Below are 14783 nucleotides of genomic sequence, written 5' to 3' on the forward strand. Positions count from 1 at the left end.
CGGTTCACCGCTGGTCACCGAAGCCGACGCAATCGCGAAAGTCCCAGCGCCACGAGAGCACCCAGGCCGAAAAGAACCGCACCCACGCCCCACGAAGCGTCGTGGACGCCGACTCGCGGCGCGATCACCGCGGGTGCCGGTGCAGGCAGCTCGGTGTCCGGTTCGTTTTCGACGGCGGTGGCCGCCCATGCCGTGGCAAACAGGGTGATGCGATAGGTGGTGTAGGTGAACACCATGAACCCGATGATGGAACCGAATGCAACACCCGCCGGGCTGCTCGACACCCATTGCAGATAGATCGACGCGACGATCTTGAATACTTCGAACACCGGCGCGGCCAGCGCGCCCGCCTTGGCAGCACTGGCCAGAGTCACCGGCTCGCGGGGAAGCCGAGCAATGATCCAGGCGAACACGGCCCATGAGGCAACGAGGCCGAGCAGGATCGACCCCGCGGTGAGCAGCAATTCGGCGCCGGGGAGGTGCACGAGGTCCAGACCGGCGAGCACCTGCGGCCCCAGAGCGCTGGACGCGAGCGCCGACAGCCCCAGCGAGACAACGAACGCGAGACCGAGTCCGATCAGTGCGCCCAGATCCGACAGCTTGGTTCTCCACAACGGGCGAGCCGGCGTCTTCTGCTCCCACTGCTCGGTGAGCGCAGCCCGCAGGTTGCTCATCCAGCCCAGACCGGTATACAGACCGACGAGCAGACCCAGCACGCCAACTGTGCCCCGTGAAGCAACCGCCCGGTCGACCAGGTCGGTGACCTGTTCACCGAATGATCCAGGAGAGATCTCGACGATCTTGTCCTGGAGTGTCAGCAGCAGATCCGGATTGCTGGACAGGAATACACCGGCGACCGCGAAGGCGACCATCAGCAGTGGAAACACTGACAGCACCGTGAAATACGTGATACCGGCGGCGTAGTAGTCGCCCCGTTGCCGCCGATACCGCGCTGCGGCGCGGACCAGATGATCCAGCCACGGACGCGCCCGGATTCGTTGTTCGACTCCGGTCACGATGGAGTCGAACACTGCGCCGTTCGCCCTTTCGGACACCGACCCGCGGGATGCGCTCAACGCCCCAGCAGGCCGACCCGGTCGTATACCTGTGCGAGGGTGTTGCCGGCAATCGCGCGCGCCCGCTCGGATCCGGCGGCGAGGATGCGGTCGAGTTCGGCTCGATCCGACAAGTACTGCTGCACTTTCACCCGCAATGGCGTCACGAACTCCACCAATGCTTCGGCCACCTCTGTTTTCAGATCGCCGTACCCCTTGCCTTCGAAATCCTTCTCCAGGGTGACGATCGGCGTAGAAGTCAGGGAACTGAGGATCACCAACAGATTGCTGACGCCAGGCTTGTGTTCGACGTCGTATCGGATCTCACGTTCGGTGTCGGTGACTGCCGACTTCACCTTCTTCACAGTGACTTTCGGATCGTCCAACAGGTTGATCAGACCTGCATCCGTGGAAGCCGACTTGCTCATCTTCGCCGTCGGATCCTGCAAGTCGTAGATCTTCGCTGTGCCCCGCACGATATGCGCCTCGGGCACCACGAAGGTCTTCTTGTAACGGGTATTGAAACGCTGCGCGAGGTTTCGGGTCAGTTCCAGGTGCTGACGCTGATCCTCACCAACTGGGACCTGGTGGGCACGATAGAGCAGAATATCCGCAGCCATCAGCACCGGGTAGGTGAACAAACCGACAGTCGCATTCTCGGTGCCCTGCTTGACCGACTTGTCCTTGAACTGAGTCATCCGCCCGGCTTCGCCGAAACCAGTGATACTGCTGAGCACCCAAGCCAGTTCCGCATGCTCGGGCACCTGGCTCTGCACGAACAAAGTGGACTTCGTCGGGTCGATACCCAGCGCAAGCAATTGTGCGGCAGCCGACGAGGTCCGCGCCTTCAACTCCTTCGGATCCTGCGGCACGGTGATCGCATGAAGATTTGGGATGAAATACATCGCGTCGTAGTCATCCTGCATGGTCACCCAGTACTGCAGCGCACCGAGGTAGTTCCCGAGATGAAACGAGGAACTGGTCGGCTGGATCCCGGACAGAACCCGCTGTTTGCGTTCGGCGGCCGGCATGGGCGCAGGACTGGACATACCACCGATCTTTGCATGCGTGTCACGCCGAATTCCGCTGCACCCAGTTGCGCGGATCGATCCCGGGCATGCTCGATCGCCCGCTGCCGACCAGCGCCCGCTCACGATCGGCGAGCGCTGCATAGGCCGGCGCGCTACGACCGCTCAGAGCGCTACGTAGCACCGGCGCCACCGGGGTCGCTGCGTGCGTCGCGCGGACCGCCTGCGACAGCGTTCGGTAGCCGACCTCCTCGGCCAGACCCCAGTTCATTCGGTACATTCGGCGAATACGAGGCGGCAAACTTCCCTGCACCAGAAGATAGAACGCTGCGGTGAGTTGCTGCACCGGGATGCCGAGCGGATGGGCACGGCGCTGTCCGGACAAGTAGGAGCCGACCATTCGCGCCTCATCGGTGAGGAACAATTGCTCGGACGCGAGATACTCGTCGAAGAACGCACGGAACTCTCGGTAGCTGGCGGGCGCTGCGTCCACGGACATCCCGAACAGTTCGCCCCAGCGCACGTAGTCCTGATAGAGACCTTCACGCTCGCCGTCGGTCATGGTGCGCACGAGAACGTCGTACATCACCTCCGCCGAATCGAAGGTGAAGGCCATCGTCATGAACATCAAACGGGAGTCGAACGCGGAGTACCTCGTGCCCGCCGGGTAGTGAACTCCCGCGTCCTCCGGCAGCACACCACGCACCAGGACGTGCTTCTTGCGAGTGAATGCCAGTGCCCGATCGGCCTCGGCCTTGCTGCCGAGGAACACCGCCTCGAACAGCCGGCCGGTCAGCGCCAGCCTGGTATAGGGCATCGTCCGATATCCGGTGTTCTCGGCGGTGCCGACATACAACAAGGGGTGCACCGCACCGACCACCAACGCGCGCAGACCGTAGGTGAGTCCCACCGCACGAGTGCGCATCACCCGCCGCACCATCGAATGGTCACCGAAATACCCGGGCTCCGACATTGCCGCCTCCTCATCGAGAGCTCTGGCAACGAGATGACCCCAGGATACGACGTTTTCGGTGGCCGGTCCGCAGCTCGTGGTCCCGAGGCGGTCACCGATACTGCACGGTGATCGCGGCGTGATCGAACCAGGCGCGACCACATCGTGACAGTTTTCGAAATCGAACTATGCGCCGGAGCACGATCGGGTCGTGCGTCCAGGATCGGCGACGCCGAATCCCGGAAGCTCACTGAATTCCACCGTGACCGGCGCATGGTCGGACCACCGGTCCGCGTACGTCGCTGCCCGCTCCACCCGCGCCGACACCGCCAACGGTGCGATGTCATCGGTCGTGTACACCGCGTCGATGCGCCACCCACTGTCGTTGTCGAACGCCCGGCCTCGATAGGACCACCAACTGTAGGGCCCGGCGACCCCTGGATACAGGCTGCGCACCACATCGACATAGCCCATGCCGAGCACCTCGTCGATCCATGCTCGTTCTCGCGGCAAGAAGCCAGAGGATTTCAGATTGCCGCGCCAATTCTTCAGATCGTGCTCGGTATGCGCGATATTCCAGTCGCCCGCCACGACGAAGTCGCCGGTCCGCGTCGCCAAATAGCTGCCGAGTTCAGCCATGAAACGGTATTTCTCGTCCTGGCGCACAGTGCCGACGTCTCCGGAATGTACGTACACGCTCGCTACCGTGATGCCGTCGAAGTCGGCTTCGAGGTAGCGGCCAGCGGAGGCGAATTCAGAGCTACCGAATCCGACGCGCACGTCGGCGGGCGCCCAGCGAGACAGAATTCCGACGCCGGCACGCCCCTTGGATTCCGGCTCGGCATGTGACACGTGCCATCCCGCATCGAGCGCAGCCGCCAAGGCGGTCCTGACCTGCGCATCGGTTGCGCGAGTCTCCTGCAGACAGACGATGTCGGCCTCGGTGACCGCCAACCAGGCGAGTAGCCCCTTGCCTGCTGCCGCGCGGACACCGTTCACGTTCACGGTCGAGATGTATGGCACGCCCAGACCGTACAATGCCGGTCGGAAGCAACCGGGCGGGGATCGACGTCCCCATCGCCCCGTCCACCCGATCGTCGGAGACCACCGGTCACGCCAGCACGATATCGACCAGCTGCGCCAGTGTCTGATTCGTCTGGTCGATGGCGACCGCTTCCACCGTCTTCCCCATCGGGCCCCGGGACGCCACTCCCTTGACCTCGAAGCTCATCGTGATGGTGCTACCGTCCGCCGTGGGCTGGACTTCGAAGACGAAATCAGCAGTCCCAGCGGCCCCGGCGCCGCCGGCTACGTTCAGCTTCAGCGTGTTCGGTGCATCGATCGAGTCGATGGTCATTTCTACATTGTTCGACATACCGAATGCCTTGACCCTGGCCACCATTGTGGTGCCCTGACTCAGCGCCGCGGGCGGCTCCTCTACGAACTGGTCGTAGATGGTCATCCATTGGCTCCAGGTGGACGGATCGGAGATGAACGCCCACACCGCATCCGGGGAAGCGTTGACGTCTTTGGTTGATTCGATGTGTATCATCGCTGTGCTCCTTGTTGGATTTCGCCCGGAGCCGAACTGCGGGTCAGCGGTTTGCGCGCTGATAAGCAGTGACGACAGCGGCGCCGCCGAGACCGATATTGTGTTGCAGAGCGGCCGCAGTGTTGTCGACCTGTCGCTCGCCCGCCGCACTGCGCAGTTGCCAGGTCAGCTCACAGCACTGCGCCAGACCTGTGGCACCCAGTGGATGCCCTTTGGAGATCAGGCCCCCGGAAGGGTTGATCACCCATTTCCCGCCATAGGTGGTCTGGCCGGCGTCGATCAAATGCCCGGCCTCACCCGGTCGGCACAGACCGAGCGCCTCGTACAGCAACAGCTCATTGGCCGAGAAGCAGTCGTGCAACTCGATGACCTGGAAATCCTCTGGGCCGAGCCCGGCTTGCTGGTAGACCTGCTGTGCGGCACGAACATTCATATCGTAGCCGATGAGATTCTTGGCGGTGCCGTCGAATGTCGAGGCGAAATCCGTGGTCATCGCCTGCCCCACGATCTCCACCGCCTGCCCGGCCAGATCGTGGGCATTCACGAATTCTTCACTCGCCAGGACAACCGCGCCGGACCCGTCGGACGTCGGCGAACATTGCAGTTTCGTGAGTGGGTCGTAGATCATTCGAGAGCCCAGAATGTCGTCGAGCGTGTATTCGTCCTGAAACTGCGAGTGCGGATTGTCGACCGAGTGTTTGTGGTTCTTGTAGCCGATCTTGGCGAAATGCTCGGGGGTGGTGCCGTACTGCTTCATATGTTCACGTCCCGCGGCCCCGAACATCCACGGCGCTACCGGAAACGCCGCCTCGGAGATTTCGGTGAGAGCCGTGACGTGCTTACCAAGAGGTTGCTCGCGATCATCCCACGTGGATGCCAACGACCCGGGCCGCATCTTCTCGAAACCGAGGGCCAGCGTGCACTCGGCCAGCCCGCCGCGAATCGCCTGCGCTGCCATGTACAGCGCCGTCGAACCGGTCGAACAGTTGTTGTTCACATTGACGGTAGGGATGCCGGTCATACCGAGTTCGTAGACGGCGCGCTGACCGGCTGTCGATTCGCCGTAGACGTACCCGAGGTATGCCTGCTCCACCAGGTCGAAGGTGATCCCCGCGTCGGCGAGCGCCTTGCTTCCCGATTCTCGGGCCATGTCCGGGTAGTCCCAGGGCCGACTGGTCCCGTCGGCGGCCTCGATCTGGCGACGTCCGGGCTTTTCGAACTTCGTCATGCCGACACCGACGACGTAGACCCGGTTGGCATCAAACCTGCTGGCCATGGAAAACCTCACATCATGAGCGCACCGCGTGACGCGGACCACCATCCCGAACGAATTGGAACAAACATACGAGCTTGTATGTAAGTGGGCAAGCCCTCCGACCGCGACCTTCGGATCGGTGTCGACAGCGGCGGGGCACGACCCCGTCCGATGCCAGCGGAAACCCTGTGACACACCGGCCGCATCGGTGCCGTTACTCGCGACGGTGCGCGTCGAGGACGCCGTTGCCGATCTCCCGCAGATGCGCGGACGCGCGCGCCCACCGGCGGCGCGCACAGTCGATATCCGGATCGATGAAGTTCGAGATGAGGATGCCGCGCAGCGCGTCCATTGCGGTGTGGACGAAGTCGCGTGCAACCTTGACGTTGACCCCCTCGGGGGTGAGCCGAGCAACCGCCAACAGGACCGCATCGTCGACGAGCGGCTCCAGCTTCGTCATCGCCTCCGCAAGCATTGGTTCGGTTCGTCCGGCCACGAACAGTTCGATAGTCGCAACGAACAGTGGCCCCTGGTGGAGTTCCCACAGGAAGTCCAGCGCGGTCGCCACCGGATCGGCGGCGGTCTCGACTCGGGACACCTCTCGCATGAGGGTCTCGGCACGTCGCCGAGCCAGATGGCCCACTGCGGCCACCACCAGGTCGGCTTTCGATCCGAAATGGTGCGCCTGCGCCCCGCGGGTGACTCCCGCACGCTCGGCTACCCGTGGCGTCGTCGTTCCGGCATATCCGTACTCGACCAAGCAGTCGACCGTCGCGTCGAGCAATCGGACGCGCATCTCGGTACTGCGCTGCTCCTGGGTACGACGCGGCTGCTTCACGACTGTGCTCATCGCCATCGGCCGATCGTACACTTACCTGCAGGCTTGCATGTTTATCTTTCCGGGCGCCCTCCCCGGGTATGCCGCGAAAGCGGGACATCACGCCCCTGCCCACGCGGCGCTGGTAAGCGCGGCGCAGGCCGAAGCCGCTGCGTCGTTCCACGCGAGTGGCACGAGGATCGTATCGTCGACAGCGCGAGCTGTCGGTTCGCCACACAGTCATATCTCATGAGTGGAGGCGTGCCGACCGACGTCACCGTCACCGGCGAACTCGGTCGATCGACGACCCTGCCGATACACCGGCGCCGGTCGTGTGCGGAACGCGTTGTCTGCAGTCCCTGATGCCGACTGCGACTGACATCTGGCGCGCATGGCGCCCTCCCTGTTCGAACCGGCGCCCACCTGCTCTGTGGACCCACCGCGCAAGCTGCAACTGCCTTCTTCCCTGCCGACCAGCCGCTACACCGACCAGCCATCTTCAGTGTGGCTGTCATCTGGAGGGCAGACAACGGCGAGTCGACCAGTGCATCCGCGTGGACGAATCGTCCGAACCACGTTCCGATACTCGAGGAAATCAGTACCAGGAACGCCGACGACATTGGCGGCGTTCAAGGCCAGAATAATATAGGCAATCAGCGCCCTATGTCGCACTAGCAGGAAAAATGTAGTGCATTCAGCACTATGGTGACGAATTGGCCACCTTGTGGATATCACGATGTGACACGGTCTGGTCCCCCCGACCCGATGACGACGCGGGGTGACCCCACACCGCCATCGGCCCAGCGAGTCGTGGCGGTCTCAGCGCAGCGCCCGAGCCAAGTTGGCATCCAGCGCACCGAGGAACTCCTCGGTGGACAGGTAGCCCTGATCTCCACCGACCAGCAGCGCCAGGTCTTTGGTCATTTGGCCGCCCTCGACGGTCTTGATGACGACATCTTCCAGGGTTTGCGCGAAGCCGATCACCTCGGGTGTGCTGTCCAGTTTGCCGCGATGCTCCAGTCCACGAGTCCACGCGAAGATCGAGGCGATCGGGTTGGTCGAGGTCGGCTTGCCCTGCTGGTGCTGACGGAAATGCCGGGTCACGGTGCCGTGCGCGGCCTCGGCTTCACATGTCTTCCCGTCCGGAGTGAGCAGCACCGACGTCATCAGACCGAGCGAACCGAAACCCTGGGCTACGGTGTCGGACTGCACGTCGCCGTCGTAGTTCTTGCACGCCCACACATAGCCGCCCTCCCACTTCATGGACGAAGCGACCATGTCGTCGATCAGGCGATGTTCATACGTCAGGCCCGCGGCATCGAACTGGGTTTTGAACTCGGCGTCGAAGACGTCTTGGAAAGTGTCTTTGAACATGCCGTCGTAGGCCTTCAGGATGGTGTTCTTCGTAGAGAGGTACACCGGGTAGTTCTGTTGCAAGCCGTAGTTGAAGGAGGCCCGCGCAAAATCTTCGATGGACTTCTTGAAGTTGTACATGCCGAGGACGACGCCGCCCTCGTCGGGGATCTTCACGACCTCGTGGACGATCGGTTCGCTGCCGTCCTCCGGAGTGAAAGTGAGCGTGACGGTGCCCGGCTGGTGCACCTTGAAATCCGTGGCACGGTACTGATCACCGAATGCATGTCGGCCGATGATGATCGGCTTGGTCCATCCGGGCACCAGCCGAGGAACGTTCGAGATGATGATCGGAGCCCGGAAGATGGTGCCACCCAGAATATTGCGGATGGTGCCATTGGGCGAACGCCACATCTTCTTCAGGCCGAATTCCTTGACTCGCGCCTCATCTGGCGTAATAGTGGCACATTTCACACCTACGCCGTGTCTCTTGATGGCCTCGGCGGCATCGACGGTGACCTGATCGTCGGTCTTGTCCCGATACTCGATGCCGAGGTCGTAGTACTCCAGGTTCACGTCGAGGTACGGGTGAATCAGCTTGTCCTTGATGAACTGCCAGATGATCCGGGTCATCTCGTCACCGTCGAGTTCGACGACAGTGCCCTCAACCTTGATCTTGGACATGGATCTTCGTGTCCTCCTAGGATGGTGCCCTCATTGCACGGCCAGGTGAACACGCTTGTGAGCGGACCCCAGCTGTTCCAACAGACTACGTTTGTGTCCCGTGCTGTCCACGAGACGTATGGTGCAAGCAAGACGAGCGTACTGCTGCTTGCGTCCACACTACGCGGGCAACCCCACGAGTGACCGAGATCACCTCTACGGCCCGTCGGTGGACCGCGATGCCGGCCGTGCGCGCCGCAACCATCCACCATGGCCTGCGACAGCCGACGCCACGCGCCGCCGATGCGGCGCGCGGCGTCGGGTCGCCCGGTCACTCCGCCGGCGAAACCCGAGGCGTTTCGTCGGAGCCTTCGATCGAGTTCGCCGGTCGATCGCGAATCATCGCCACGATGATCGGAATCGTCGCGATGAAGAATCCGGCGCCGATGTAGAAGGCTACGTCGTAGCTGTGGATCGCAGCACGAGCGGCCAGATCGTCGAGGGTCGGATTGTTCTGCGCGTAGGTTTCGGCGACCTGCACCGAGATCGTGGTCAACAGCGCTGTGCCGACCGCCCCGCCGACCTGCTGCGCTGCGTTCAGTAGCGCGGAGGCGACACCCGAATCTTCCTCTTCCACATTGTGCAGCGCCACAGCCTGCATACCGACGAACAGCGGACCCATGGCAAGCGCGGTGAGCACCAGAGCAGGCGCGACACCGGCCAGGTAGCTGTCGCCATAGCTCAGCTGAGCCAACCACAGCATGCCGACGGTACCGAGCACACTGCCGACCACCATCAACGGACGTGGGCCCAGCTTCGGCAACAACACACTGGTGACGGCCGCAGAAACCGCGATGCCGGCCGGCAGGGGCAGAAACGCGAAACCGGCCTTCAGTGCCGAATAACCGAGCGTTACCTGGAAGTAGTAGGTGAGAAATAGGAACATCGCGAACATGGCGATCGGGATCAGCAACGCGGTGAGCAATGCGCCACCTCGATTGATTTCTCCTGGAATATGCAGTGGCAATAGCGGGTTGGACGAACGCCGTTCGACGACGACGAAGGCAGCCAGCAAAGCGGTTCCCGCGATCAGTAGCGACAGAGTGCTGCCAGCCAGCCAGCCGTCGTCGGCGGCGAGGCCGAACCCGTAGACGACGGCGACGAGACCCAGGGTGACCGTGAGCGCACCCGGCACGTCATAGCCCCCCGTGCGTGGCACCGGCACATCTTTGATCACCCATGCCAATGCGCCGAGCAGCGCGAGCAGCGCCACGGGAGTGTTGACCAGAAGACACCACCGCCACGAAGCGTATTCGGTGAGTGCACCCCCAACGATCAGACCGAGCGCGGCCCCCGCGGCAGAGATACCCGCGAACACCCCGAAGGCAGTGGCGCGCTCCCCGGGTTCGGTGAACGTCACCGACAGCAACGACAGCGCGGCAGGCGCGAGGAGCGCACCGAACGCGCCTTGGAGCGCTCGGCCAGCGAACATCTCCGCACCGTTCTGCGCGAGTCCCGCCAATGCCGAGGAGGCGGCGAAGCCGATCAAACCGACGATGAAGATTCGCCGGCGACCCAGATAGTCGGCCAATCGACCGCCGAGCAGGAGAAGGCCGCCGAAGATCAGCGTGTAGGCCGTGATCACCCATTGCCGATCGCTGTCGCTGATGTCGAGATCGCGCTGAGCGAACGGCAGCGAGATGGTCACGATGGTGGCATCCAACACCACCATGAGCTGGGCCACCGCGATTACTGCGAGTGCGAGCCAGCGTGTCGAACTCTCTTGTCTTCGTGGCGTTTCCGCCGCCGTCATCGTTCGAGTCACAGTCGTCTCCTCGTCCGTCGATACGTCCGCGACAACACGGTCAGAGCCCCCCGACACCGCCAGGACTCCCGACACCGCCAGGACTACGGGAACGCAAGAAGCAGCAGACCAAGGCGCGCATCGTCGCCGCCGGTCTGGATCTGTGCGACAGGCATGGCTTCGACGCGACAACGATCGAGCAGATCGCCAGCGTGGCCGACGTCTCGCCGCGCACGATCAACCGCTATTTCGATAGCAAAGAGACATCGTCCTCGACCCTGCGCGAGACTTCGATACCGCTATCGCAACCACCCTGCGCGAGCTGCCTCGCACCGGTAGCGAAAGAGAGCTTCCTACAGCGGGACGCCGCGACTGCCGCCACGGAGGTACGCAACGCCCTGCAGGAGAGCTTCGATACGTTCGTCCGCGTGTGCTGCGCCCCGCACACCGACACCGACACCGGCCAGCGAGTTCACTGACGGATTTCCGCCACGGACCGCTCGCCGGCTATGATGCCGAAAAGGTCATGAGTACCAGCGACAAGCCCCGGCTCGCTGGTCGGCAACCCTCCAGCCGCGGTGGGGTGCTCCGGGTGATGACCTGGCTCCCGAGAGTCGGGGGCAAGCGCGCATTCAGGAGGTCGCCGGCATGTGTTGTCGCCCGTCACACCGCTAACCCCAATTCGAACCGGCGATCAGTACTTTGGAGCAACGATGAGTGAAGCCACCGCGCCCGTGGCCGAGAACGACCCGACGCTGTGGTCCTTCGAGACCAAGCAGATCCACGCGGGGCAGGCGCCCGATGACAGCACCGGAGCCCGTGCCCTGCCGATTTATCAAACCACCTCCTACACCTTCCGTGACACCGATCACGCCGCGGCGCTGTTCGGTCTGACCGAACCGGGCAATATCTACACCCGCATCATGAACCCCACCCAGGACGTGGTGGAGCAACGCATTGCGGCACTCGAAGGCGGTGTCGCCGCGCTGATGCTCGCCTCCGGTCAGGCGGCGGAGACTCTCGCAATACTCAACGTCGCCGGAGCGGGCGACCACATCGTCTCCAGCCCACAGCTCTACGGCGGCACCTACAACCTGTTCCGCTACTCACTGGCCAAGCTCGGTATCGAGGTCTCCTTCCTCGAAGATCCCGACGACGTGGAACAGTGGAAGGCGGCGATTCGCCCGAACACGAAAGCCTGCTACGCCGAGACCATCGCCAACCCGAGCAGCGCGGTACTCGACATCCCCAGCGTCTCCGCTGTGGCCCATGCCGCAGGAATCCCCTTGATCGTGGACAACACCGTTGCCACCCCCTACCTGATCCAACCGCTGGCACACGGTGCCGACCTCGTGGTTCACTCGGCGACGAAATACCTCGGCGGGCACGGCGCGGCCGTCGCGGGCGTGATCGTCGACGGCGGCACCTTCGACTGGACGGTGACCGACGAACAGGGACAGTCCCGATTCCCTGGCTTCACCACTCCCGACCCGAGCTACCACGGTGTGGTGTATGCCGATCTCGGTGCACCCGCGTATGCGCTCAAAGCTCGCGTACAGCTGCTGCGCGATCTCGGGTCGGCGGTCTCGCCGTTCAACGCCTTCCTGATCAGCCAGGGCATCGAGACCCTGAGCCTGCGCATGGAGCGACACGTCGCCAATGCCGAGGCGGTGGCCGAGTTCCTGAACACGCAGCCGGCGGTCGAGACGGTGCACTACGCGGGCCTGCCCTCCTCGCCGTGGCACGAGCGCGCTCGGCAGCTGGCGCCGAAGGGCGCGGGCGCGGTCGTGGCGTTCGAACTTCGAGGCGGAGCGGACGCTGGCAAGAAGTTCGTCGATAGTTTGTCCCTGCACAGCCACGTGGCCAACATCGGAGATGTGCGCTCCCTCGTGATCCACCCGGCATCGACGACACACTCTCAGCTCACGCCGGAAGAACAGCTGGCCTCCGGGGTCACCCCCGGCCTGGTCCGACTTGCAGTCGGGATCGAAGGGATCGAGGACATACTGGCCGATCTGCGCACCGGATTCACGGCGGCGACGTGACAGCGAGTGCCGAATCGAGCACCCCGGTCTCCGGCCTCATCCTGCCACCATCGGACGGACAGCTCGGCCTGATCGACATCGGAGATGTCCCGCTGGAGAGTGGCGGCGTCGTTCCGGGCGTGCGTCTGGCGGTACAGCGCTGGGGTGAGCTCTCCCCGCGCGCGGACAATGTCGTCCTCGTCGAGCATGCGTTGACCGGTGACTCCCATGTCGTCGGCGTGCCGGACCACCTACACCCACTACCCGGTTGGTGGGACGGCATGGTCGGCCCAGGTGCCCCGCTGGATACCGACGAATGGTGTGTGGTCGCGACCAATGTGCTCGGCGGCTGCCAAGGTAGCACCGGCCCCTCGTCCGTGGCTCCAGACGGAAACCCCTGGGGGACAAGGTTTCCGAACATATCCATCCGCGACCAGGTGACCGCGGAGGCCATGCTCATGGACCTGCTGGGCATCGACCGACTCGCTGCCGTCGTCGGCGGCTCCATGGGTGGGATGCGGGTGCTGGAGTGGATGGTCGGCACACCCGATCGGGTCACCGCCGCCTTGGTGCTCGCGGTCGGCGCTCGGGCCACTGCGGACCAGATCGGCACCCAGACCACGCAGATCTCAGCCATCAAGGCGGACCCGGACTGGCAAAACGGCGCATACCACGGCACCGAACGGGCCCCGATGACGGGCATGGGCATCGCCCGGCGTATCGCACACCTGACATACCGCACCGAGTTCGAACTCGACGACCGGTTCGAAAACAACCCGCAAGACCGTGAGGATCCGTGGACCGGGGGCCGGTACGCAGTGCAGAGCTACCTCGATCACCAGGCCGAAAAGCTCTGCAAACGCTTCGATCCCGCCACCTATGTACTGCTGACCGAAGCGATGAACCGCCACGACATCGGTCGCGATCGCGGCGGCGTCGAGCGTGCCCTCGCGGCGACCCCAGTGCCCTGCGTCGTCGGCGGAGTCGACTCCGACCGGCTGTATCCGCTACACACCCAACAGGAACTGGCCGATCTGCTCCCGGGCTGCGATCGGCTGGAAGTGGTGAATTCACGCTACGGCCACGATGGGTTCCTCACCGAGAGTGCGGCAGTATCGAAGCTACTGACCGAAACCATGCGACTTGCCCGCGCTGGCGTGAAACCCGGACGCTGAGCGACATCACGCACGGAGCCGGGGCAGACGGTACCGAACGATTCCGGCGGGTCGGCACAGTCCGACTCGCCGAGCCCACTCGGGACCGAGACCACGCACACCACGTCGGAACGCCCCAGGCAAGCTCGACCCGCCCCCTAGGCGACACCGAGGGTATCGATCGTGACCGCGAGAAACATGATGCTCGACCCCAGCAATGTCAGCGCACCAACGTCGAACGGCTTGCTACGCACCGCGAGCAGACCGACCCGCACGGTCGGCAAGCACAGCCGAAACACCGCGGCCAGCAAGGTCGCACCACCGAAGACCAGTGCGCCGCGCCGCCATCTGTCGAAAACCACGAAGACGACCGCAGCCACCATCACCACCGCCACCACAGCCATCGGCAGGTGGCACCGGAAGAACTCCCTGCCGGCGCCATGGCGCCGGGCGTGCTGTTCCAGGGCAGACGCGTCGGCATCGGTCACGCCGCGATTGTGTCAGATCTCGCGATCGGCACCAGCCCAGGGGGAACATGATCGAGAGAGTAGCGTCCAGTTGTGCTGAACCTGATGTTCCACGAGCCGTGCATTCCGCCGAATACCGGCAACGCGATCCGGTTGGTCGCGGGAACCGGGTGCCACCTCCATTTGATCGAGCCACTGGGTTTCGACCTGTCGGAGCCGAAACTCCGCCGAGCCGGGTTGGACTATCACGACATGGCGTCGGTGACAGTGCACGCGAACCTGGCGGCGGCGTGGACCGCGCTGCGCCCGACTCGTGTCTATGCATTCACAACGCATACCAGCACCCGGTTCACCGATGTCGACTACCGCGAGAACGACGTGTTGTTGTTCGGAACAGAACCGACCGGACTTCCGCAAGACGTACTGGCGGACCCGCACATCACCACCCGGCTACGCATCCCGATGCTGCCCGGACGGCGTTCGATGAACCTGTCCAATGCGGCAGCGGTGGCCGTCTACGAGGCATGGCGCCAACTGGGATTTCCCGGCGGAGTCTGACTCACGACCGGCGGAGTCCGACTCACGACCGGCGGAGTCCGACTCACGAATCGACCCGACCTGGCCGGTCGGCGAGCGCGACGCTGTCGAACCGCCCACGA

General features: G+C 63.8%; 14 protein-coding genes and 1 riboswitch. Of the genes, 4 read left to right on the forward strand and 10 right to left on the reverse strand.

Annotation, left to right across the window (positions count from 1 at the left end; all coding sequences use genetic code 11):
• Window positions 1–14: 14 nt before the first annotated feature.
• The 9 genes from yhjD to K940_RS0122210 form a co-directional block, all read right to left on the reverse strand.
• On the reverse strand, window positions 15–1055 hold the full coding sequence (gene yhjD / locus K940_RS0122170; RefSeq protein ID WP_231390478.1) for an inner membrane protein YhjD: 1041 nt from the start codon (window positions 1053–1055) through the stop codon (window positions 15–17).
• Window positions 1056–1072: 17 nt separating this feature from the next.
• Window positions 1073–2104 carry a tryptophan--tRNA ligase gene (trpS, locus tag K940_RS0122175; RefSeq protein WP_028479257.1) on the reverse strand — a complete coding sequence of 344 codons (1032 nt, stop codon included), beginning with the start codon at window positions 2102–2104 and terminating at the stop codon, window positions 1073–1075.
• Between the two features lie 22 nt (window positions 2105–2126).
• Window positions 2127–3056 (reverse strand): oxygenase MpaB family protein, encoded by a 930-nt coding sequence (locus tag K940_RS0122180; protein WP_028479258.1) that lies wholly within the window; start codon window positions 3054–3056, stop codon window positions 2127–2129.
• Between the two features lie 165 nt (window positions 3057–3221).
• Window positions 3222–4058: an exodeoxyribonuclease III gene (locus K940_RS29925; protein ID WP_081706576.1), complete on the reverse strand. Its 837-nt coding sequence runs from the start codon at window positions 4056–4058 to the stop codon at window positions 3222–3224.
• 88 nt (window positions 4059–4146) lie between these two features.
• The gene (locus K940_RS0122190) at window positions 4147–4587 is read right to left on the reverse strand and encodes an SRPBCC family protein (protein ID WP_028479259.1); all 441 of its coding nucleotides are present in this window, start codon (window positions 4585–4587) and stop codon (window positions 4147–4149) included.
• Window positions 4588–4630: 43 nt separating this feature from the next.
• Entirely contained in the window at window positions 4631–5863 is a 1233-nt protein-coding gene (locus K940_RS0122195; protein ID WP_036529854.1) for a lipid-transfer protein, read from the reverse strand.
• A 193-nt stretch (window positions 5864–6056) separates the two neighbouring features.
• Complete coding sequence (locus K940_RS0122200; protein ID WP_036529855.1) at window positions 6057–6698, reverse strand: TetR/AcrR family transcriptional regulator; 642 nt, start codon at window positions 6696–6698, stop codon at window positions 6057–6059.
• A gap of 780 nt (window positions 6699–7478) precedes the next feature.
• The gene (locus K940_RS0122205; protein WP_028479262.1) at window positions 7479–8696 is read right to left on the reverse strand and encodes an NADP-dependent isocitrate dehydrogenase; all 1218 of its coding nucleotides are present in this window, start codon (window positions 8694–8696) and stop codon (window positions 7479–7481) included.
• A gap of 310 nt (window positions 8697–9006) precedes the next feature.
• Window positions 9007–10419: an MFS transporter gene (locus K940_RS0122210; protein ID WP_231390479.1), complete on the reverse strand. Its 1413-nt coding sequence runs from the start codon at window positions 10417–10419 to the stop codon at window positions 9007–9009.
• Between the two features lie 26 nt (window positions 10420–10445).
• Here K940_RS0122210 and K940_RS34040 point away from each other — a divergent pair, with 26 nt between their 5' ends.
• From K940_RS34040 to K940_RS0122225, 3 genes are all read left to right on the forward strand, one after another.
• Window positions 10446–10958: a TetR/AcrR family transcriptional regulator gene (locus tag K940_RS34040; protein WP_304412488.1), complete on the forward strand. Its 513-nt coding sequence runs from the start codon at window positions 10446–10448 to the stop codon at window positions 10956–10958.
• 43 nt (window positions 10959–11001) lie between these two features.
• Window positions 11002–11112, forward strand: a riboswitch (SAM riboswitch).
• A gap of 80 nt (window positions 11113–11192) precedes the next feature.
• Entirely contained in the window at window positions 11193–12524 is a 1332-nt protein-coding gene (locus tag K940_RS0122220; RefSeq protein ID WP_051407451.1) for a bifunctional o-acetylhomoserine/o-acetylserine sulfhydrylase, read from the forward strand.
• Window positions 12521–13678 (forward strand): homoserine O-acetyltransferase, encoded by a 1158-nt coding sequence (locus tag K940_RS0122225; RefSeq protein WP_051407452.1) that lies wholly within the window; start codon window positions 12521–12523, stop codon window positions 13676–13678. Before K940_RS0122220 ends, K940_RS0122225 begins: the two co-directional genes overlap by 4 nt.
• Before the next feature lie 137 nt (window positions 13679–13815).
• Here K940_RS0122225 and K940_RS0122230 read toward each other — a convergent pair whose 3' ends face one another.
• Window positions 13816–14061 carry a DUF3017 domain-containing protein gene (locus tag K940_RS0122230; protein WP_081706580.1) on the reverse strand — a complete coding sequence of 82 codons (246 nt, stop codon included), beginning with the start codon at window positions 14059–14061 and terminating at the stop codon, window positions 13816–13818.
• A 156-nt stretch (window positions 14062–14217) separates the two neighbouring features.
• Here K940_RS0122230 and K940_RS0122235 point away from each other — a divergent pair, with 156 nt between their 5' ends.
• Entirely contained in the window at window positions 14218–14682 is a 465-nt protein-coding gene (locus K940_RS0122235) for a tRNA (cytidine(34)-2'-O)-methyltransferase (RefSeq protein WP_028479268.1), read from the forward strand.
• Window positions 14683–14783: the final 101 nt, after the last annotated feature.

This window comes from Nocardia sp. CNY236 (genome assembly GCF_000482385.1).
GTDB lineage: Bacteria > Actinomycetota > Actinomycetes > Mycobacteriales > Mycobacteriaceae > Nocardia.